This is a genomic window from Salinispora goodfellowii, from assembly GCF_059570675.1.
In genome coordinates this window covers 1-20182 of record NZ_JCANTD010000034.1, presented here as the reverse complement: position 1 = coordinate 20182, position 20182 = coordinate 1, and the positions used below count along the sequence as shown (strand labels likewise).

At 71.0% G+C, this 20182-nt stretch carries 20 protein-coding genes and 2 pseudogenes; 5 read left to right on the top strand and 17 right to left on the bottom strand.

Annotated elements, in window-relative coordinates; genetic code table 11:
* Positions 1-50 precede the first annotated feature (50 nt).
* From T398_RS22660 to hrcA, 4 genes are all read right to left on the bottom strand, one after another.
* Positions 51-413 (bottom strand): histidine triad nucleotide-binding protein, encoded by a 363-nt coding sequence (locus T398_RS22660; RefSeq protein WP_496449800.1) that lies wholly within the window; start codon positions 411-413, stop codon positions 51-53.
* Between the two features lie 56 nt (positions 414-469).
* Complete coding sequence (locus tag T398_RS22655) at positions 470-1204, bottom strand: 16S rRNA (uracil(1498)-N(3))-methyltransferase (protein WP_496449798.1); 735 nt, start codon at positions 1202-1204, stop codon at positions 470-472.
* A 65-nt stretch (positions 1205-1269) separates the two neighbouring features.
* A complete protein-coding gene (gene dnaJ, locus T398_RS22650; RefSeq protein ID WP_496449843.1) occupies positions 1270-2415 on the bottom strand; it encodes a molecular chaperone DnaJ in 1146 nt (381 codons plus the stop codon).
* A gap of 69 nt (positions 2416-2484) precedes the next feature.
* A complete protein-coding gene (hrcA, locus tag T398_RS22645; protein ID WP_496449796.1) occupies positions 2485-3507 on the bottom strand; it encodes a heat-inducible transcriptional repressor HrcA in 1023 nt (340 codons plus the stop codon).
* A 235-nt stretch (positions 3508-3742) separates the two neighbouring features.
* Between hrcA and T398_RS22640 the strand changes: the two genes are divergently transcribed.
* A complete protein-coding gene (locus T398_RS22640) occupies positions 3743-4411 on the top strand; it encodes a DUF4870 domain-containing protein (RefSeq protein ID WP_496449794.1) in 669 nt (222 codons plus the stop codon).
* A gap of 182 nt (positions 4412-4593) precedes the next feature.
* Here the strand turns inward: T398_RS22640 and hemW are convergent, their stop codons facing one another.
* A complete protein-coding gene (gene hemW, locus T398_RS22635) occupies positions 4594-5817 on the bottom strand; it encodes a radical SAM family heme chaperone HemW (RefSeq protein WP_496449792.1) in 1224 nt (407 codons plus the stop codon).
* 18 nt (positions 5818-5835) lie between these two features.
* Here hemW and T398_RS22630 point away from each other — a divergent pair, with 18 nt between their 5' ends.
* Both T398_RS22630 and T398_RS22625 read left to right on the top strand, forming a co-directional pair.
* Positions 5836-6618: an enoyl-CoA hydratase-related protein gene (locus T398_RS22630; RefSeq protein WP_496449790.1), complete on the top strand. Its 783-nt coding sequence runs from the start codon at positions 5836-5838 to the stop codon at positions 6616-6618.
* Between the two features lie 229 nt (positions 6619-6847).
* Complete coding sequence (locus tag T398_RS22625) at positions 6848-7708, top strand: hypothetical protein (RefSeq protein ID WP_496449788.1); 861 nt, start codon at positions 6848-6850, stop codon at positions 7706-7708.
* Between the two features lie 63 nt (positions 7709-7771).
* Here the strand turns inward: T398_RS22625 and lepA are convergent, their stop codons facing one another.
* Positions 7772-9661: a translation elongation factor 4 gene (gene lepA, locus T398_RS22620; protein WP_496449787.1), complete on the bottom strand. Its 1890-nt coding sequence runs from the start codon at positions 9659-9661 to the stop codon at positions 7772-7774.
* Positions 9662-9848: 187 nt separating this feature from the next.
* A complete protein-coding gene (locus T398_RS22615) occupies positions 9849-10385 on the bottom strand; it encodes a DUF4240 domain-containing protein (RefSeq protein ID WP_496449785.1) in 537 nt (178 codons plus the stop codon).
* Positions 10386-10573: 188 nt separating this feature from the next.
* On the opposite strand from T398_RS22615, the gene T398_RS22610 reads away from it, so the two are divergent.
* Together T398_RS22610 and rpsT are read left to right on the top strand one after the other, a co-directional pair.
* Positions 10574-11659, top strand: coding sequence for a phosphotransferase family protein (locus T398_RS22610; RefSeq protein WP_496449783.1), 1086 nt, complete (start codon positions 10574-10576; stop codon positions 11657-11659).
* Positions 11660-11862: 203 nt separating this feature from the next.
* Positions 11863-12129, top strand: a complete 267-nt coding sequence (rpsT, locus tag T398_RS22605) for a 30S ribosomal protein S20 (protein WP_496449782.1) — start codon at positions 11863-11865, stop codon at positions 12127-12129.
* Between the two features lie 107 nt (positions 12130-12236).
* Here rpsT and T398_RS22600 read toward each other — a convergent pair whose 3' ends face one another.
* The 10 genes and pseudogenes from T398_RS22600 to T398_RS22555 all read right to left on the bottom strand — a co-directional run.
* On the bottom strand, positions 12237-12743 hold the full coding sequence (locus T398_RS22600; RefSeq protein WP_496449781.1) for a hypothetical protein: 507 nt from the start codon (positions 12741-12743) through the stop codon (positions 12237-12239).
* Positions 12740-13720: a DNA polymerase III subunit delta gene (gene holA, locus T398_RS22595; protein WP_496449779.1), complete on the bottom strand. Its 981-nt coding sequence runs from the start codon at positions 13718-13720 to the stop codon at positions 12740-12742. Before holA ends, T398_RS22600 begins: the two co-directional genes overlap by 4 nt.
* 660 nt (positions 13721-14380) lie before the next feature.
* Positions 14381-14482 carry a DUF397 domain-containing protein gene (locus tag T398_RS22590; protein WP_496449777.1) on the bottom strand — a complete coding sequence of 34 codons (102 nt, stop codon included), beginning with the start codon at positions 14480-14482 and terminating at the stop codon, positions 14381-14383.
* An 88-nt stretch (positions 14483-14570) separates the two neighbouring features.
* A complete protein-coding gene (locus T398_RS22585; RefSeq protein ID WP_496449775.1) occupies positions 14571-14834 on the bottom strand; it encodes a Scr1 family TA system antitoxin-like transcriptional regulator in 264 nt (87 codons plus the stop codon).
* A 4-nt stretch (positions 14835-14838) separates the two neighbouring features.
* Positions 14839-14886, bottom strand: a pseudogene (locus tag T398_RS22580) (hypothetical protein); the annotation flags it as partial.
* A gap of 11 nt (positions 14887-14897) precedes the next feature.
* A complete protein-coding gene (locus T398_RS22575) occupies positions 14898-15251 on the bottom strand; it encodes a helix-turn-helix domain-containing protein (protein ID WP_496449773.1) in 354 nt (117 codons plus the stop codon).
* A 192-nt stretch (positions 15252-15443) separates the two neighbouring features.
* Positions 15444-17912, bottom strand: coding sequence for a ComEC/Rec2 family competence protein (locus T398_RS22570; protein ID WP_496449771.1), 2469 nt, complete (start codon positions 17910-17912; stop codon positions 15444-15446).
* Positions 17909-18763 carry a ComEA family DNA-binding protein gene (locus T398_RS22565; protein ID WP_496449769.1) on the bottom strand — a complete coding sequence of 285 codons (855 nt, stop codon included), beginning with the start codon at positions 18761-18763 and terminating at the stop codon, positions 17909-17911. Before T398_RS22565 ends, T398_RS22570 begins: the two co-directional genes overlap by 4 nt.
* A gap of 198 nt (positions 18764-18961) precedes the next feature.
* Entirely contained in the window at positions 18962-19822 is an 861-nt protein-coding gene (locus T398_RS22560; protein WP_496449767.1) for a DegV family protein, read from the bottom strand.
* 167 nt (positions 19823-19989) lie between these two features.
* Positions 19990-20182: pseudogene (locus T398_RS22555) on the bottom strand (hypothetical protein); the annotation flags it as partial.

The following is a 20182-nucleotide window of genomic DNA, read 5'->3' as shown; positions in this document are numbered from 1 at the left end:
ACCTCGCCCAATTCCCCTGCCCGACACCGACCGGCCGACCCCCGCCCCCGTCAGCTGAGGTTACCGATCAGCATCGGCCCGAGCGGCGCACCACCGAGCAGGTGTGCGTGGACATGAAAGACCTCTTGACCGCCGTACGCCCCGGTGTTGAAGAGCAGCCGGAAGCCGTCACCGAGCAGCCCCTCCTCCTCGGCGACCGCGGCGGCGGTGGCGAGCACGTCGGCGGCGAGCCCCGGGTCCCCCTCCGCCAGGGTGGCCACGTCGGCGTAGTGCTCCTTCGGGATCACCAGCACGTGCACCGGAGCCTTCGGACCAATGTCCCTGAACGCGAGCGTTGTCCGGGTCTCCCGGACAACAGTGGCGGGAATCTCACCGGCGACGATCCGGCAGAACAGACAGTCAGTTGTGTTCACCGAGGCAGTGTAAGGAAACGCTCCGGGCACTGCCGCCCAGAGCAGAAGAACCGGCGCTACCAGCGGCCAAGGCGGGCGGCGAGTACCGAAAGCGCCACCACCCCGGCGGTGGAGGTACGCAGCACCGACGGGCCCAGCCGCACCGTCCGGGCTCCGGCCTCGGCGAAGGCGGCCAGCTCGGCCGGGGCAACGCCGCCCTCGGGGCCGACCACCAACACGACCTCGCCGCGGTCGGGCAACTCCGCGGTGGCCAGACGTTCCTCCGCCTGCTCGTGCAGCACGAACGCCGCCGCAGCGCCGGCTATTCGGCGGGCCACCTCGGAGGTGGACTCGGCTGGTGCGCCGGTCACCACCGGCAGCCAGGCCCGGCGGGCCTGCTTCGCGGCCTCCCGCGCGGTGGCGACCCACCTGCCCCGGGCACGTGCCCCCCGGTCGCCCCGCCACTGGGTGACCGAACGCGCGGCTGTCCAGGGCACGATCGTGTCCACGCCGACCTCGGTCATCACCTGCACAGCCAGCTCACCCCGCTCCCCCTTGGCCAGCCCCTGAACGACGACGAGCCGGTGGGCGGGGGCGGCCGGGTGATCCCGGGAGGTGATCCGAAAGTCAAGCACACCCCTTCCCACCGCCGTGACCACGGCGGCGGCCAGGCCGCCGTGGCCGTCAGCGAGCAGCAACTCCTCGCCGACCCGCAGCCGCTGCACCGTCGCGGCGTGATGCCCCTCCGGCCCGTCCAGGGTCGCCGTCTCGGCGGTGGGCAACGAATCAACCAGGAACAGCGGCGCGGACACGGTGCCAGGCTAGCGACCCTCCCGGTGCCCTGGGCCGCTGGCCTGGGACACCGGGACAGGTCGAGTCAGACGTGGCCGTTGAAAGCGTCGCGCATCCGGGAGAAGAAGCCCCCCTGCTTGGTCAGCTCGGCGACCTCCTCGCCCCGGGTCTGGGCAAACTCGCGCAGCATCTGTTCCTGATCGGCGTCCAGCTTGGTGGGCGTCCGCACGTCCAGGTGGACGAACAGATCACCCCGACCGGTCCCCCGCAGATGCGGCACGCCGCGGGCGCGAAGCCGCAGCATGCTGCCGGGCTGGGTGCCGGCCTTGACGTCAACCGGCTCCTCGCTGTCCAGCGTCTTGATGGTCAGGCGGGTGCCGAGCGCCGCCGTCGTCATCGGGACCGCCACCCGGCAGTGCAGATCGTCGCCCTTGCGGGAGAAGACATCGTGCGGCCGCTCGTGGATCTCCACATAGAGGTCGCCGGCGGTACCACCGCCGGGGCCCACCTCGCCCTGCTGGGCCAGTCGGATCCGCATCCCGTCCTCGACCCCGGCGGGAATCTTGACCGTCAGCGAACGCCGGGTCCGCACCCGGCCGTCCCCGGCGCAGGTGGGGCAGGGGCTCGGAATCGTGGTGCCATGGCCCTGACAGGCGGTACACGGCCGGGCCGAGACCACCTGCCCGAGGAAGGTGCGCTGCACCGACTGCACCTCGCCCCGCCCGCCACACGCCTCGCAGGTCTCCGGATGGGTGCCGGCGGCGGTGCCCGCACCGGAACAGGTGGTGCAGAGCACGGCGGTGTCGACCGTGATCGGCGCCTCCACGCCGAACGCGGTCTCGGGCAGGTCCAGTTCGAGGCGCAGGATCGCGTCGGAGCCCGGTCGGGTGCGGGGGCGCGGCCCCCGTCCGCCGCCGCCGGCGGCCCCCCCGAAGAAGGCGTCCATGATGTCCTGGAAGCCGACGAACGGACCGGCCTCGCCGGGTCCACCCGGGCCGCCGCCCCCGCCGCCGGGGGCGAGCGGGTCGCCACCGAGGTCAACGATCTGCCGCTTCCGGTCATCGGAGAGGACCTCGTACGCGGCGTTGATGTCCTTGAACTTCTCTTGCGCCGCCGCGTCCGGATTCACGTCCGGGTGGTACTGCCGCGCGAGCTTGCGGTAGGCGCGCTTGATCTCGTCGTCGGAGGCTTCCCGGCTCACGCCGAGGATGCCGTAGTAGTCCTTGGCCACTGCGTTCGGTGTCCTCATGTTCGTCTCGCTTGCGCCGACCGCCGGCCCGGTACGGCCGGACGGTAATACCTAGTTCTGGGCTAGCAGGTCGCCCACGTAGCGCGCCACGGCCCGAACCGTGGCGATGGTGCTGGGATAGTCCATCCGGGTCGGCCCGACCACTCCGAGCCCCCCCAGGATGGTCACCCCTGGTCCGTAGCCGGTGCTCACCACCGAGGTAGCCCGGAGATTGTCGATCTCGTTCTCGTCGCCGATCCGGACGCGCATCGCGCTCGGCTCGACCTCCCCGATGAGTTTGAGGAGGACCACCTCCTCCTCCAGCGCCTCCAGGATGGGGCGCAACGACCCCTGGAAGTCGAGCAGACCACCGCGGGTGAGATTGGCGGTGCCGGCGAGGGCGATGCGCTCCTCGTGCCGGTCGACCAGCGTCTCCAGCAGGACGGTGGAGAGGGTGACCATGGCCGGTCGCAGCTCCCCGCTCACCTCGTCAACCAACGCCTGCACCAGCGGCGGTGTGTCGGCGAGCCGGGTACCGACCAGCTTCTCGTTGACCAGCTGACGCAGATCGATCACGTCGTCAGGGGGGATCGGCCCCGGTAGCTCGACGAGCCGCTGCTCGACCCGACCGGTATCGGCGATCATGACAAGCATCAGCCGGGTGGTGGAGACCGGCACCAGCTCCAGGTGCCGAACCGAGGATCGGGCCAGCGACGGGTACTGCACGACGGCGACCTGCCGGGTCAGCTGGGCCAACAGCCGGACCGTGCGGTGCACCACGTCGTCGAGGTCAACCGCGCCGACCAGGAAACGCTCGATCGCCCGGCGCTCGGCCGGGGTGAGCGGCTTCACCCGGGACAGCCGGTCCACGAAGAGCCGATAGCCACGGTCGGTGGGCACCCGGCCGGCGCTGGTGTGCGGCTGCCGAATGTAGCCCTCCTCCTCCAGAACCGCCATGTCGTTGCGGACGGTCGCTGGGGAGACCCCGAGTTGGTGGCGCTCGACCAACATCTTGCTGCCGACGGGCTCCTGTGTGGCGACGTAGTCTTCGACGATCGCGCGCAGCACCGCGAGTTTGCGGTCGTCGAGACCCATCCTTCCCCCTCCTCCCACCGCGCGTCGGCCGTCGAGACGCTTCCTGGCACTCGACTCTAGCGAGTGCCAGTCTACGTCGGCACGCCCGCTAGCGCGATGATCAACAAAGATCGATTACCGTCATCGAATGACACGGCTGGGCCTGCCGCCCGACCCGACGATCGCCTAAAGTGATCATCTGGACAGCCCGGGCGCCGCGCTGGGGCTCGTTGTCCGCTGCGCCTACGGTGACCCCATGACGGAACCACCTCGCCCTCCCACCGGCGGAGAGCCTGGGCTACCCGGCCCGGGTCCCGACGACCCCACCACCCCGACGCCCGGGACATCTGACCCGGGTAGCGTGCCACCACCGGGCAGCTACCCACCCCCCGGCGCCATGCCGCCGCCCGGCGGCTATCCACCCAGCGATGCCGGCTACCCACCCAGCGGCGGATACGGCCCGCCCAGCGGCGGATACGGCGGCGGGTACGGCCCACCCGGCGGCGGGTACGGCCCACCCGGCGGCGGATACGGCCCACCCGGCGGCGGATACGGCGGCGGGTACGGCCCACCCGGCGGTTACGGAAACAGCGAGGACCGGATGTGGGTCCTCGGCGCACACCTCGGCGGCGCCGTCGGCGCGCTGATCAGCGGTGGTCTGCTCGGGTTCGTCGCCCCACTGGTCGCCTACCTGGCCCGCGGCAACCAGTCACCAACCGTCCGCGCGCACGCCCAAGCGGCGCTCAACTTCCAGATCACCTGGTCCTTGATCGCCTTCGTCCTGCTCTTCCTGGGCTGGTGCCTGCTGTTCCTGCCGAACATCGCCGTCGTGGCGATGCAGATCGTGTTCGGAATCATCGCCGCCCTACGGGCGAACGAAGGCCGGCAGTACCGCTACCCGATGTCGGTCAGCCTCATCAAGTGAAGCCCGACTGGCCGGATCCCGTCTGAACGGGTTCCGGCCGGGCCGGCTCCGCTGTTGCCCGGTCCGTTCGCCGTCGCGGTCCACGCCGGCACCGACCAGTCATCCGACCTGCCCATACTGACCGGATGGCCGGATATAGGTGGTTCGTGGGCACTGGGCCGACGAGGACCGGAGGCCGCCGATCAACCGAGCAGGTCCCGCACCACCGCGTCCGCGAGCAGGCGACCGCGCCGGGTCAACACCGCCCGACCGTCGCCGTACGCCGCCGCGGCGAGCAGACCCGCTGCCCGGGCCCGGTCGGCGCCGGCACGACCGGCGGGGTCCAACACGTCCAGCGGCAGGCCCGCGGCGAGCCGGAGCCGCAGCATGACGTCCTCCAGGTGCGCCTCGTCGGCGGTAAGCACCTCCCGGGCCAAGCCCGGCGACGCCCCCGCCGCAAGCCGTTGCGCGTACGCCGTGGGGTGTTTGACGTTCCACCAACGCACCCCGCCGATGTGGCTGTGTGCCCCCGGGCCGAGGCCCCACCAGTCGCCGCCAGTCCAGTACAAGAGGTTGTGCCGGCACCGGGCAGCTGGGGTCCGCGCCCAGTTGGAGACCTCGTACCAGGAGAACCCGGCGGCGTCGAGGGCCGCCTCCGCGGCCAGGTAACGGTCCGCGGCGACGTCGTCGGAGGGCTGCGCCAACTCGCCCCGCCGCACCTGGGCCGCGAGCCGGGTCCCCTCCTCCACGATCAGCGAGTACGCGCTGACGTGGTCCACTCCCGCGGCGACCACCTCGTCGAGCGAGGCGGCGAAGTCGGCCGCGCTCTCCCCCGGCGTCCCGTAGATCAGGTCCAGGTTGACGTGGTCGAACCCGGCCTCCCGGGCCTCCCGGGCGGCGGCGACGGCCCGGCCGGCGCTGTGCCGCCGGTCCAGGATCGCGAGCACTCCGGGCGAGGCGGACTGCATACCCAGCGAGATCCTCGTGTAGCCGGCGGTCCGCAGCGCGGCGAGAGATCGCGGGGTGACCGACTCCGGGTTGGCCTCCGTGGTGATCTCCGCGTCGGCGGCCAACCCCCAGGTGCGATCGATGCCGTCGAGGATCCGGGCGAGGGCCGCCGCGGGCAGCAGGGTGGGGGTGCCACCGCCGACGAAGACCGTGTCGACCCGGGGCGGAGGGTTCCCGCGCAGCACCCGGGCGGCCAGCGCGAGTTCGGCGAGTACGGTGTCGGCGTACTCCTCCCGACTGGCGCCACCCCCCAACTCGGCGGCCGTATAGGTGTTGAAGTCGCAGTACCCGCACCGGCTGGCACAGAAGGGGACGTGTACGTACACGCCGAACCCCCGCGTTCCCACCGAGGTCAGGGCGGTTGTGGGCAGCGATCCATCCACCGGGATGCGCTCGCCTTCTGGTAGGACACCGGGCATGGCCACTAGTGTGCCCGCATGACCTCTCCCGACGCGCTGGTGCGGGCCGCCACGGCCGGCGGGGTGACCACCCTCACCCTGAACAGCCCGCACAACCGCAACGCGCTCTCCACCCCGCTGATGACCCAGTTGCTCGACGGACTCGCCGCGGCGGTCGCCGACGACGCCGTACGCGCGGTCGTGCTGGACCACGCCGGGCCCGTCTTCTGCTCCGGCGCCGACCTGAAGGAGACCGCCGCCGCGTACGCCAGTGGCACGGTGCCGGCCGGGATGCTCGGCGACGTGCTCGCGGCCGTGTCGGAATGCCCAAAACCGGTGGTGGCGCGGGTGGCCGGGCCAGCACGGGCCGGCGGGCTGGGCCTGGTCGCCGCGGCCGATCTGGCGATCTGCGCCCAGGAGGCGACGTTCGCCTTCACCGAGGTCCGAATCGGGGTGATCCCGGCGGTGATCTCGGCGACGGTGCTGCCCCGACTGCGGCCCCGCGCCGCGGCCGAGCTCTACCTGACCGGGGACACCTTCGACGGGCAGCGGGCCGCCGAAGTCGGTCTGGTCACCACGGCGGTGCCGCTGGCGGAGTTGGACGCCGTCGTCGCCCGTTACTGCGATTCGCTGGTCCGGGGCGCACCCGGCGCACTGGCCGGGGCGAAACAGCTGCTCCGCCGCCCCACCGCGACCGATCTGCGGGGCGAGCTCGCCGACCTGGCCGCCCTCTCCACCGGCTACTTTCTCTCCGCGGAGGGGCTGGAGGGCGTGTCGGCGTTCCGGGAGAAGCGGCCAGCGAGCTGGGTGCCGGGCCAGTAGCCCGGTTCCTGGCCCGGCCCGCACCGGCGGTAGCCCCCGGGGTTTCTCCAGGCTCGGCACGGAGAAAAGCCCCGGGTTTCTGGCCGGCGCAGCACGGGAAGGCTGACGCCCACCGCCGCCGCGACCGATCGGCAGCCGAACCGACCGAACGCCCGGGCAGCGCCACCCCGGCTGGCCGCGGCTCACTGGGCACCCGGGGCTTACGCTTGTCGGACTCATCAAACAGGGGGTGCAGGTGCGGACTCGGGCAGTCGTAGCGACTGGCATCGTTCTGGCGCTCGTCGCCGTGGTCGGGCTCTTCGTCACCTTCCGGCATATAGCGGACGGGATTCGGTTCCCGTTCGCCGGACGGAGCTGCACGGTGCAGGCGGACGGCCAGGTGGAGCTGGATGCCGGCCAGATGGCCAACGCGGCGACGATCGCGGCCATCGGGGCGCAGCGCGGCATGCCGGAACGGGCGGTCGTGGTGGCGCTAGCGACCGCGTACCAGGAGTCGGGGCTGCGCAACCTGGCCGGCGGCGACCGGGACTCGGTGGGCCTGTTCCAGCAACGGCCCAGCCAGGGCTGGGGCTCGCCAGCCGAGATCCGGGACCCGCGGTACGCGACGAACACCTTCTACGCCGCGCTGGCGAAGGTGCGCGACTGGGAGGAGATGCGGGTGACCGACGCCGCCCAGACGGTGCAGCGCTCGGCCTTCCCGGAGGCATACCAGAAGTGGGCCGACGAGTCGGAGGTGCTGAGCCGGGCCCTGCTCGGTCAGGCCAGCGGAGCGGTGGCCTGCGCCGTCAACGACGATCCGCAGCACCGCGGGGCCGCGGCGACCGCGGCGCTGGCCCAGGGGCTCACCCTGGACTGGGGGCTCGCCCCCGAAGCCGCAGCGGCCGGCCCGACCCGGCTGACCGTGACGGTGGACGACGAGCAGGGCGGCTGGCGGTACGCGCACTGGCTGGTGTCCCACGCCCAGGACAACGGGGTCCAACTAGTCCACTTCCAAGGGCTACGGTGGACCGCGGAGGAGGGCGTCTGGGACCCGACAACCGGCAACCAGAGCCCCACCCGGGTGGTCGCAGAGGTCCTCGACGCCTCCTGAGGCCAACCGGACCGAGGGACGCGGGCACCCAGGGCGGCCGCCCTGGGTCAGCCCGAGCCTCGGCTATTTCTTACCGGACGTCTTGCCGCCACCGCCACCGCCACCGGAGTCCGAGGAGAGCGCGGCGATGAACGCCTCCTGCGGCACCTCGACCCGGCCCACCATCTTCATCCGCTTCTTGCCCTCCTTCTGCTTCTCCAGCAGCTTGCGCTTGCGGCTGATGTCACCGCCGTAGCACTTCGCCAGGACGTCCTTGCGGATCGCGCGGATCGTCTCCCGGGCGATCACCCGACTGCCGATCGCCGCCTGGATGGGCACCTCGAACTGTTGGCGGGGGATCAGGGAGCGCAGCTTCGCGGCGATGGTGGTGCCGTAGGCGTACGCCTTGTCCTTGTGCACGATCGCGCTGAACGCGTCCACCGGCTCACCGTGCAGCAGGATGTCCACCTTGACCAGGTCGGAGGCCTGCTCGCCCGAGGGCTCGTAGTCCAACGACGCGTACCCCTTGGTGCGGCTCTTGAGCTGGTCGAAGAAGTCGAAAATAATCTCCGCCAGCGGCAGCGTGTAACGCAGCTCCACCCGGTCGGCGGAGAGGTAGTCCATGCCGAGCAGCGTGCCCCGACGGCCCTGGCAGAGCTCCATGATCGCGCCGACGAAGTCGTTCGGGGTCAACACCGTGGCGCGCACCACCGGCTCGTACACTTCGGCGATCTTGCCGGTCGGGTACTCGCTCGGGTTGGTGACCACAACCTCCTCGCCGTCCTCGTTGATGGCCCGGTAGACCACGTTCGGCGCGGTGGAGATCAGGTCGAGGTTGAACTCCCGCTCCAGCCGCTCCCGGATGATCTCCAGGTGTAACAGGCCGAGGAAGCCGCAGCGAAAGCCGAAACCGAGCGCACCGGAGGTCTCCGGCTCGTAGGTCAGCGCCGCGTCATTGAGTTTGAGCTTGTCCAACGCGTCCCGCAGGTTCGGGTAGTCCGACCCGTCGATCGGGTAGAGGCCGGAGTAGACCATCGGCTTCGGGTCCTTGTACCCGCCGAGGGGCTCCTCCGCCGGCCGCGCGTTGATGGTGACGGTGTCACCGACCCGGGACTGCCGGACATCCTTCACGCCGGTGATCAGATATCCGACCTCGCCGACGCCGAGGGCGTCCGCCTTGACCATCTCTGGGGAGATCACCCCGATCTCCAGCAGCTCGTGAACCGCACCGGTGGACATCATCTTGATCCGGTCCCGGGCGTTGATCTGCCCGTCAACCACCCGGACGTAGGTGACCACGCCGCGGTAGACGTCGTACACCGAGTCGAAGATCATTGCTCGGGCCGACGACTCCGCCACACCGACCGGCGGGGTGAACTGCCGGACGATCTCGTCGAGCAGGTGTGGCACGCCCTCGCCGGTCTTGCCGGAGACCCGGATGCAGTCCGCCGGATCGCCACCGATCAGGTGGGCCAGTTCCTCGGCGTACTTCTCCGGCTGCGCCGCCGGCAGGTCGATCTTGTTGAGTACCGGGATGATGTGCAGATCGTTCTCGAGCGCCAGGTAGAGGTTGGCCAGGGTCTGCGCCTCGATGCCCTGGGCGGCGTCCACCAGCAGGATCGCGCCCTCGCAGGCCGCCAGGGAGCGGGAGACCTCGTAGCTGAAGTCGACGTGCCCGGGGGTGTCGATCATGTTGAGCACGGCGCTCTCGCCGGCCCGTTCCCCCTCCCGAATCGCCCACGGCATCCGGACGGCCTGACTCTTGATGGTGATCCCGCGCTCCCGCTCGATGTCCATCCGATCGAGGTATTGCGCCCGCATCTGTCGGGGGTCGACCACACCGGTGAGCTGCAACATCCGGTCGGCCAGGGTCGACTTCCCATGATCGATGTGGGCGATGATGCAGAAGTTCCGGATACGCGCCGGTTCGGTGGCACCAGGAGTGTTCGCGCCGGAATCGAGCGTCGGTGGCACAGCGGTCCGTTCTGGTCGACTGACGTGGAGCGAGCCGGCGCGGCACCGGCCCCCGCTAATGCTCCCACGCCACGCCCGCGGGTCCGCTGCGCGGGCAAACCCGAGCGCACCCTGGCGACGAACCGGGCCGGTTCAGCGGCAGGCCGGCCGGTCCGCCCGGCAGCCCGACGAATCGCTGGTCACTGGACTATTCGCCCGGTGGCTCGACAAAGAGGGCGGCGAGCTTCGGGAGCCGGCGGCGGGCCTCGTCCGCGTCGTCGAAATCCCAGAAGTCGTTCAGGTCCGGCGCCGGAACCGGGTCCCGGTCCGCCGGCAGCTCGGTCGCGGTCGCCTTCCGGTACGCCTCCCACGGCACCGCCAGCATTCGGGCGCAGGCGAACTCCTCACCCGACAACGACGCGGTCCGTACCAGCGGCAGGTCGGCCAGCGAGTCCGGCTCGGCGACGGCATCCGCGAACACCTCGCGCCCCTGGGTCATCAGCCAGCCACGGAAGTCGTGGAAGCCGTCGTCGGAGATCCCGCCGTTGATCAGGTACGCCGCGCCCCAGAGGTCAACCCGGTGCGAGGCGGCCAGCACCCGGGCCTGATGACGCGTGTATCCGAGGATCTCCTCCGGCTCCCGCGCCGCGAGCAGGGCCACGGCCCGAACGGCGACCGCGTCCGGGTCACCCCCACCCCCTACCCGGGCCTGGTCAACCAGCTGCCAGAAGTCGTCGGTCCGCATGACCCGGCAGTCTTCCAGAACCCGCCGACCGGGACCGTGCGACAACTCCCGAACCCGCCGACCAGGAGTGTGCGACGACCTTCTCGAAGTCACCCGATCATCGCTGGCCGGTGACACCCGCCGTTTCGTTCGTCGACACACTGCCTGCTTTGCCTGGTGGACTCGCGGACCCGTACGACACTGGAAGGATGCCGAGTTCACCCCCGCATCCCGGGACCACCCGCCGGCCCGGCTGGTCCGACCTGCCAGTGGGTTTGCGGGCAGCCCTCGCCGACCGCCTCGGCGCCCCGGTGGTCGCGACCCGTACCGCGACCACCGGCTTCACCCGTGGCTTCGCCGGGGTGCTGTCCGCAGCCCACGGCGGCCGGGTCTTCGTCAAGGCCGCGCCCCGCGACTCCCACCTGGCCAACTGGTACTGGCGGGAGGCGACGGTCCTCGACCGGCTCCCGCCCGGGCTGGCGGCACCCCGAACCCGCTGGACCCTGGCGGAGTCCGGCTGGTTCGCCGTCGCCCTCGACGTGGTTGACGGCTATCCGCCCGGGCGCCCGTGGGAGCCGTCGGAGCTGACCACCACCCTGACCGCGTACGCGGAGGTCGCCGCCGCCCTGGACCCACCGCCCAGCGACCTCGCCGCGCTCAACCCACCGCACCTGGCCGACCTGGCCCAAGCCGACATCCTCTGCTGGGGTGACGTGGCAGCAGGCCGGGAGGCCCCTCCGCCGCTGCCGGCCGGGCTCGAGCAGCGGCTACCCGAACTGGTCGGGCTCGAGTCCCGGCTACCGGGGTACCTCGCCCCGGCGTCCGGATTGATCCACGGGGACCTGCGTCCAGACAACGTGCTACTCACCTCGCACGGGCAGGTGTGGTTCTGTGACTGGACCTGGCTCTGCCGCGGTCCGGCCTGGTTCGACCTGGTCACGCTCCTCCTCGGGGGACATGCCGTGGAGCAACAGGAGGTCACCGTCGCAGCGTTGGCCGGCACCGGCGGCGCAAGCTCCCCGGCCGAACCAGCGAGCTCCCCCTTCCCGAAGATCACCGTCGGACCAACGCCCGCCCTGACCACCGACTGGCTGGACACCGCCTTCGCGGCCCACCCGGCTACCGCCGAGGCCCCGCCGGATGCCCTGGATGTCACGCTGGCGGCGCTTGCCGGCTACTTCCTCACCACCGCAGCCACGGTTCCGGAGACCGCGACCGAGCAGCTCGCGGCCCACCAACGCCGCAGCGGCGAGTACGCGCTCGACTGGCTCGCCCGCCGGCAGGGCTGGAGCTGAACCCCGCCGGGCGCAGAGCTCCGCCGGGCGCAGAGCTCCGCCGGGCGCAGAGCTCCGCTGCCAGTCGCACCGCCTCCGGCGGGTGGCCCGGAGGCAACTTTTGCGCTGCCCGAGCGACCTGGTAGCCTGGCACTTCGCGCGACGATGACGCATGCTCGCCGCGCGGATGCAGACCAACCCGAGCTATCAGACGAGGCTGTCGCGTGGCGAACATCAAGTCCCAGATCAAGCGCAACCGGCAGAACGAGAAGCGCCGGCTGCGTAACAAGTCGGTCAAGTCGTCGCTGAAGACCGCCATCCGCAAATTCCAGGAGGCCGCCGAGACCGGCGACGTGGAGAAGGCGACGGTTCTCATGCGCGATGCCGCCCGCAAGCTGGACAAGGCCGCCAGCAAGGGCGTTATCCACGCCAACCAGGCTGCGAACCGTAAGTCGGCTATCGCCAAGCGCGTGGCGTCGTTCTCCGCCTGACCCAGCCAGTTCAGCACAAACCCCCGGCCCGATCCGGTCCGGGGGTTTGTGCTGCCCGCCGCACGCCTATCCTGCTACCACCCGGGGCAACGGTCGTGCTGCCGAGGTCAGCGTTCGGCCGGGGCGCTGTGTGAACTCGGTGTCCCTTCGGCTGGAGTCACGCGACGCCTGACGGTCGCTCCGGCCGTGGGCAACTCCCGCGCTGCCGCCGAAGTCAGCTCCCCGGGACGCTCCGGGGCGGACGAGACGACGACGCCGGGCACGCTGTGCCGGATCCAGCCAACCCGCGCGGTGCCGACCACCGGCTCCATCTGGCAGCGGAAGCGGTCCCGCTCCTGGTCAGGCACGAGCGCCGCGGAGCGGACGACCCGCGCCGCCACCACATCGTTGATCTTAACCATCACCGCGACCATCGCCGGCAGCACCAGCACCGACCACCAGCTGACCAGTTCGGCGAGCGCCAGTAGCGCCGCCAGCGCGACGGCCCCCTCGAAGAAGACGAAACAAAGCACCCCACCCGGGTTGACGAACCGCAGCCCCAGCAGGCGCGCGTACAACGGCCGGTAGCGCTCCTCCTCCGCCGTCAGGATGGCCCATGACCTCGGTCCCGTCACCGGGCGCCACCCTGCCGCGCCGCTGCCACCGAGAAGACGGCCCGCTCCAACGCGTACGCCCGGTCGTCCGAGCCCCCCTTCACGGCCGCGTTACACTCGGCCGCGGCCCGCATGGCCTGCACCAGACCCTCCGGCGTCCAACCGCGGCTCTGCCGCTGCGCCCGCTCAATCTTCCAGGCCGGCATGCCGAGGGTGCTCGCCAGTTGGTAGGGGCTCCCCCGCCCCGCGGAGGCGACCCGGGCCACGGTACGCACGCCGTCGGCGAGCGCATCAGCAATTGGCACCGGGTCAACGCCGACGTGCAGCGCCCAACGCAGCGCCTCCAGCGCAGCCGGCACGTCGCCCACCATCGTCGCATCGGCGACGGTGAAGCCAGACACCTCGACCCGCCCCCGGTAGTACCGGGCCACCGTCTCCGGGCTGATCTTCCCGTCGGTGTCGGCCATCAACTGCGAGCAGGCGGCGGCGAGTTCGCGCAGGTCATTACCGACCGCCGCGATGAGCGCCTCGGCGGCGGAGTCGGTACACCGGCCACCGGCCCGCCGAAACTCGTCCCGGACGAACGCCACCCGCTCCCGGTGCCCCCTCAGCCGGGCAGCCGGCACCACGGTCGCGCCGGCCGCCTTCAGCCCGTCCGCGAACGCCTTGCCCTTGGCCGCACCGAGGTGAAGCACGACCAGCTGCACCTCGGGGTCGGGATTCTTCGCGTAAGCGAGGAGGGCTGCCGCCAGATCCTTCCGCGCGTCCTGGCCGGACCGCAGGATCAGCAGCCGCCGTCCGCCGAAAAGCGACGGACTGAGCATCTCCGCGATCTCACCGACGGTGAGGGAGCCGGCTTGATACTCGCGGACGTCCACCTCCGGATCCACCCTCCGGCTCTGGGCGACCGCCTCGGTGACCGCGCGAGTAGCGAGAAGTTCCTCGTCACCGAGGACGAGCAGAATCGGAGCGAGGCTGGCGGCGGTCACGCCGCCCATATTCGCATGGTCGGCCGAGCACGCCAGCCCGGTCGTCCGCCCTCCGATGTCAGAGCCCGCACTCAGCGCAAATCCCGACTTTTACGTCTGTTTCACCTTGAAAACTGACATAGCTAGCGCCTGGTGGGCTCTCAGCTCCCGGAGGACAGCAGTACCGCGGCGTTGCACACGACGATCGCGCGGGCAGGGGCCCGCCTCAGTCGCCGTACACTCCTGCAAGCGGTGCCCGGAAGCCGGATGGCAGCGCTGCCCGGGACCAGCCCGGCCGGCGGGACCGCCACACCCGCAGTAGCGGAACTCCATGCCGCCCTCACCGCCGCCGCAGCAGCACCGGCATGCCCCCTGCCGTTCGCCCCTTCGACGTCGCCTTCGTCGGTCGGGCCAACATCGACCTCACCACTCACGTCCCCCGCCGTGCCAGTCCAGGACGCACCACCTTTGGATCACCACTGACCACCCCCGTCCCAAATCCACACCGCCCTCACCCAGGCCGGCGTTGACACCCGCTACCTCACACACATCCCCAACACCCACACCAGCGCTGCCGTCATCGAAGTCACCCCCGGCGGCGAAAGCTACCAAAACGCACGCAGCGACCCCCACACGAGCGGGAGTCGCCGTCCGTCCAGAGCTGGGCTGCGGGCCAGCTCGCCAGCTACCTCACAGGCTGAACCGTCCTGCCTTCACGTCATCCGTGAAGGCGGCAAACGCGTCGTAGTCGAACCCGAGGACCGGCCCGCTCGGGTCCTTGGAGTCACGCATCTCCACCCCCCGGCACTGTCTCGAAGTTCCACGCAGTTGCCGTTACTATCTGAACGGCCGGATTTGCGCCACTCCGGCCCCAACTTAGTCATCTGGATCCCTCTGCCGCTTTCGTGATGAGATCGAGTGATCTATCCTTGCTGAGCGCATCTTGCTGTATCCGCACGAACGTGTCTTTATAGTACGATGTCTCGCTTTCAGGGTAGATGTTGCCAGCCATGGTTTCGAGGTAGATGACGTCGTCCTCCCCCTCGAAGCTCAGGACACGAACGGGCTGGTTCCAGCGTAGGCACCCTCGGAGAAGGGACCACCTGGAAGTCGACGTTCGGACGACCGGCCAAGTCGGCGACATGCAGCAGTTGCTGACGCATGACATCGACGCCTCCCACGTTGCGGCGAATCACCGCCTCGTCGATCACGACGGAGATGACCGGTGGGTCATCGCGACCAAGGATGCAGTTGCCTCGAACTGGATCAGTGCCGCGTACTCCGGCGGGATGAGGTTGTCCCGACGGTACCTATGCCACCAACCGCGCCGACCCGCCTCGCCGGCGATCTCTAGCAGTTCTGCCGAAATCTGCTCGTCAGCGCCGTCCGCACCAAGAAGGACCTTGATCACCTTCACCGTTGCGGCAACTTGCGCACGCTCGATCCGGCTGACGTAGGGAGCAGAGACACCGGCAGCCTCGGACGCCTGCTCCAAGGTCATCTCGGCGCTATCGCGCAGTCGGCGGAGCGCCATGCCAAGCCGGCTGACCGTCACCAGCACCGGGGAACACCGGATCTGGCTAGACAACCCGGACGCGGTTGTGTGGGACGACGCCAGCGCGCCAGTAGCCGGCATATCGGCCCCTTAGGGACGGATTCACGGCAGGGGCGGGGTTCCCGCCCCGGCCGTGGGCTGCGCTGCCATGTCTGGCGGGACCGGGGCCCAGGTCGACCAGAGGATTGACGTAGGTGGCTAGCGCCTGGTCGGATCCTCGGCACCGCGGGTGACGACGGCCAACCCGGACGGTCGGGTCACCACCGCCACATCCCCATCAAGGTCGGTACGGAGGACCCGCGCACCGCCGCGGGCAAGCCGACCCAACAGCGACGCATCCGGATGCCCGTAGGTGTTCTCCCGGCCGACCGGAACCACCGCGACCAACGGACGGACCGCGTCCAGAAAGGCCGGGTCCTGATACGCCGAACCGTGATGGGCGACCTTCAACACGTGCGCACGGAGGCCACCAGCCGGCGCATGGTCGAGCAGTGCCTGCTGCTCCTCGACCTCGGCGTCTCCGGTCAGCAGGATCCGCACCCCGTTGACGATGGCCAGCAAGACCAGCGAGTTGTTGTTCGGATCGGAACGGGTACCCCGCAACGGAACCGGTGGACCGATCACGGTCAACTCCACGGCGCCAGCCCGATAGCCCCAGCCGGCCGGCGCGGAAGTCATTTCGACGGAACCCGCCGCCGCCGCAACCTGGACCAGGCCCCGGCCGAACGCCGGCTCCGGCCACGACGGAGCGAGCACCGCCGCGACCCGCCGTCCCCGGAAGACACCGGCCACGCCACCCACATGATCGTGATGGAAGTGGCTGATCACCAGCAGCGGCACCTCCCGGACGCCCAACCGGCGTAGGCAACGGTCCACCACCCCCGGCTCCGCCCCAGCGTCCACCACCACCCCCTGCCCCGGACCAGCCGACAGGACCAGCGCATCACCCTGACCGACCGCGCACGCCACAACCACCCAACCGGCCGGTGGCCAACCAGCAGCCACCAGCCGCACCGGCAGGGCACCGAGCACGGCCGCAACCGCGATCACCGCCACCAGCCGCCGCACCACCCGGCGACGGACCGCCACCAGCAACGCCAGAGTCAACCCCGCCAGCAGTAACGCACCCCCAGCCCCCGCCGGCCAGGGCAGCGCCCCCGCCGGCGCCCGCGCCCCGTAGTGCGCCACGGTGACCAACCACCACGCCGGCCAACTGGCCAGCCAGGCCAGAAACTCGGCACCCGCCGGCCACAGCGGCGACAGCGCCGCCGCCACAACCCCGAGCACCGTTGCCGGCGCGATCGCTGGCGCCACCAACAGATTCGCCGGCACCGCGACCAGGCTGACCGTGCCCGAGATCCCCGCGACCACCGGCGCGCAGGCCACCTGTGCCGCAGCCGGCACCGCCAGCGCCTCAGCAACCCCCGGCGGCACCCGACGACGACGTAACGCATCCCGCCACCGCGGAGCCAACAACAGCAACCCACCCGTAGCGAGCACAGAGAGCGCGAAACCGAAATCCCCCGCCAGCTCAGGATCGACAAGCACCAGCACAGTCACCGCCGCAGCCAAAGCCGGCAACGCCGCCCGCGGCCGACCCACAGCGAGCGCGGCCAGCCCGATCGCACCCATCGCCGCCGCCCGCACCACACTCGGCGACGGACGCACCAAGATCACGAACCCGACCAACGCGACCACACAGAGCCCCGCGGCGAGCCAGGGACCCGCCCGCCCCCAACGAGCGAGCAGCAACACCGCACCAACGACGATCGCGACGTTGGATCCAGATACCGCTGTCAGGTGGGTCATCCCGGTGTCGAGAAAATCCTCCCGCACCGAATCGGGCAGCCGACTCGTGTCGCCCACCACCAGGCCGGGCAGCAGGCCGCCCTGCTCGTCCGGTAGCGGCTCGCAGGCTTCCTGGAGGCCAGCGCGGAGCGTGCCGGCGGCACGCTGCAAGCCCGGCGGCGACCCGTGTGGGACCGGGGGCCGGGTCGACCAGAGGACCGCCGCGGTCAGATCGCCGCCCCGCGGAGCAGCGAGCCGACCTTCGGCGGTCAGCCGCTGCCCCGGCAGCAGCGCTCGCCAGGCCGGGTCGGTAGCGAGGACCAGCATCCGGACCCGCGCCTCGACCCGATGCCCGTCGAGACCGGTGATGCGGGTCGACTCCGCTGCCACCAGGAACGTGGCGGGTCGCCCAGAACCAGACCGGACCAGCCGCGGATCGTCCCGGACGACCAGGTCGACGGTTACGGTGGCCCGCTCCTCGACGAGGGCATGCACCGGGGTGGCGTCCCGCACGGCTACCCGGGCGGCGGTGACGCCCGCTCCGCACACCACCCCGAGCAAGACGGCGATGGCCGTCCAGCCGTACCGGCGGATGGATGCCGGCAGCCGGCCGAGAAGTCCGGACAGATAGACCCCACCTGCGGCGGCCACCACAGCGGCGATCGCGGCGACGAGCAGCGACGCCCTGGCGGGCAGGTACAGGCCGGCCAGCGCGGCCAGCCACGCGGCGACGGCCAAGCCAGCCAGCCGCAGGTCCGGCGGGTCGGCGGGCGTACCAGGGGCGGAACGTCCCGGGTAGGCAGGGCGGGCTCCGGATGCGGTTGGCGCAGCTGCCCGCGGAGCGGGCCCGGGGCGCTGCCCGTCCCAGTGGCTTCTCACACCGTCACCAGGTCCTTGAGCTGCTCGTACCGGGTGTCGCCGATGCCGCCAACCTGGCGCAGGTCGCTGACCGACCGGAAGCCGCCATGCTCTTCACGGTGGTCGAGGATGCGTTGCGCGAGCACCGGGCCCACTCCGGGCAACGTGTCGAGCTGCGCCAGGGTGGCGGTGTTGAGGTTGACCTTGCCGCCGAGCACCGCTCCCGCCGCCTCACCGGCGGCGGCCACCCCCGGTGGCGCGGTGACACCGATCAGGATGAGTTCCCCATCGGCTACCTTCCGGGCCGGATTGAACAGAGCGACATCGACGCCGGGCAGCGCCCCTCCGGCCGCCTGCACCGCGTCGGCGACCCGGGCACCGGCCGGCACCCGGACAAGTCCCGGTCGGCGGACCTTACCGGCGACCGCCACCACCAGCTCACCGTCCGCCTCCGTCGGGTCAACGGAGGCGGACGGAACGACCGGCGTCACCGCTGCGACCGGCTCGACCTGAGGCCGGGACTGCCACGCCCAGAAGCCCGCCCCGAGCACCACCAGCACAGCGACGAGAGCCAAAGCCCGCACCCCACGCCGCCCCGGATCGAAAGCGCCCGGCCCCGACAGGACCCGACTCGATGGGTCTCCGTCCGGTTGGGCGGACGACACCGCCTCCCCCTCCGCCCCGTCCTGCAGGGTGCGCCGCGGACCGTCCGGCGCCGCCGGTCGCGGCGCCACCGTCGGTCGCGGCGCCACCGTCGGTCGCGTCACCGCCGTCGGGGCCGCCGCCCTCGGCGGGCCGGCACCGGACAGCTCGCCTGCCGGCAGCACTCGATGCAGGCGCTCCCGGACCGCCCTCTCCTCGTCGTATGACACGGCGCGACGCTAGGCCAACGGACGGAATGAACGCCCTCCGCACAAGGCTCCGCTGTGGATGAGAACGCGCCTGTGGACAGCCCCCTGACCATGGCCTCGGCGTGCTACAGATCGCGCCTCCAACAGCCGTTCCGCCAGAGCGGCAGCAGCGGCCGGACGTGCTGCGTCCAACACCAGTCGGAACAGCAGTGTGCCGGGTCAGCCGTCGGTAGGCGGGCGGCGATGCACGACCACGCCGGCCAGGCCGGGCCCCGCATGCGCGGCGACCACCGCACCGGCCTCGGAGACGTACGTGCTCCGCAGGCGGTCACCGAACCGCGCCGCCAACGCCACCTGGAGTGCCTCGACGCGCTGCGGCGCGGCGAGGTGATGCAGAGCCAGGTCAACGTCGGCATCCCCGGCGGCCTCGACAGCGAGGTCCACCAGCCGGGCGACGCCCCGACTGGCGGTTCGCACCCGGTCCCGGAGGACGATCACGCCATCCCGCATGTACATGATCGGCTTCACCGAGAGAGCAGTGCCGAACAGCGCCGAAGCGGCGTTGATCCGCCCGCCCCGACGGAGGAACTCCAGCGTGTCGACGTAGAAGTAGATGGTGGTCCGCGCTACGGCCCGCTGGGCGGCAGCGTGAACCGCGGCCAGGTCGGCACCGGTGGCCGCAGCTTCGGCTGCGGCCACCGCGGGGAATCCGGTGCCCATGCCGCAGGAGCAGCTGTCCACCACCGCCACTCGGTCACCGAACTCCGCGGCGGCCAGGCGCGCGGACTCGACCGTGCCGGAGAGCCCCGCGGACAGGTGCACCGAGACGATGCCGTCGACGCCGCCGTCGAGAATGCGACGGTACGTGTGCACAAACTGCGCTGGGGCCGGCCGGGAGGTACTGACTGACACCCGCCGCCCGCTCAATGCCTGGGTAGCGTCAGCGGGAAAGGTCTCCACCCCCTCGCGTCCTTCCACGCCGTTGAGCACGACGGTCAGGGGCACCACCGTTAGCTGGTGACTGGCCAGCAACCCAGTGGGAAGGTAGGCGGTGGAGTCGGTGACAACCGCGACGGGCATGCCGGAACGCTAACCGATGCTGGCCGGCGCCGCAGAGGCAGAATCCGGTCAGAAACCGCCGAAGGCGCTGTTGGCCGGCACCCGGTTCGGGGTGCCGGCCAACAGTTTCTTTCCCCCTGGTGTGGGTTAGGTCTGTGGGTGGGGTTTGTTTGTGGGTGTCGGTGGGGTCAGCTGGTCCAGTGTTCGGCGACGAGGTCGGCGGCCTGGGTTTCCCACTGGGCGTAGTGGAACGGGTACGCCGACACCTGCACCTTCTGCGCGGCCTCGGTCAACGGCAGGTCCTGCCAGCCCTTGACCTGCTTCAATCCGTCCAGGAAGGCGGTGGTGGAGTAGGCGGGGTCGGTGATCTGCTCCACCGTG

Excerpts from the sequence above, each read along its gene's own strand:
- T398_RS22585 (WP_496449775.1), bottom strand. The coding sequence starts at position 14,834 with ATGTCGCCGACTTGGCCGGTCGTCCGAACGTCGACTTCCAGGTGGTCC.
- T398_RS22590 (WP_496449777.1), bottom strand. The coding sequence starts at position 14,482 with ATGCGTGACTCCAAGGACCCGAGCGGGCCGGTCCTCGGGTTCGACTAC.
- hrcA (WP_496449796.1), bottom strand. The coding sequence starts at position 3,507 with ATGGGTCTCGACGACCGCAAACTCGCGGTGCTGCGCGCGATCGTCGAA.
- T398_RS22610 (WP_496449783.1), top strand. The coding sequence starts at position 10,574 with ATGCCGAGTTCACCCCCGCATCCCGGGACCACCCGCCGGCCCGGCTGG.
- hemW (WP_496449792.1), bottom strand. The coding sequence starts at position 5,817 with ATGCCCGGTGTCCTACCAGAAGGCGAGCGCATCCCGGTGGATGGATCG.
- T398_RS22640 (WP_496449794.1), top strand. The coding sequence starts at position 3,743 with ATGACGGAACCACCTCGCCCTCCCACCGGCGGAGAGCCTGGGCTACCC.
- T398_RS22560 (WP_496449767.1), bottom strand. The coding sequence starts at position 19,822 with ATGCCCGTCGCGGTTGTCACCGACTCCACCGCCTACCTTCCCACTGGG.
- T398_RS22615 (WP_496449785.1), bottom strand. The coding sequence starts at position 10,385 with ATGCGGACCGACGACTTCTGGCAGCTGGTTGACCAGGCCCGGGTAGGG.
- T398_RS22630 (WP_496449790.1), top strand. The coding sequence starts at position 5,836 with ATGACCTCTCCCGACGCGCTGGTGCGGGCCGCCACGGCCGGCGGGGTG.
- holA (WP_496449779.1), bottom strand. The coding sequence starts at position 13,720 with ATGGGCGGCGTGACCGCCGCCAGCCTCGCTCCGATTCTGCTCGTCCTC.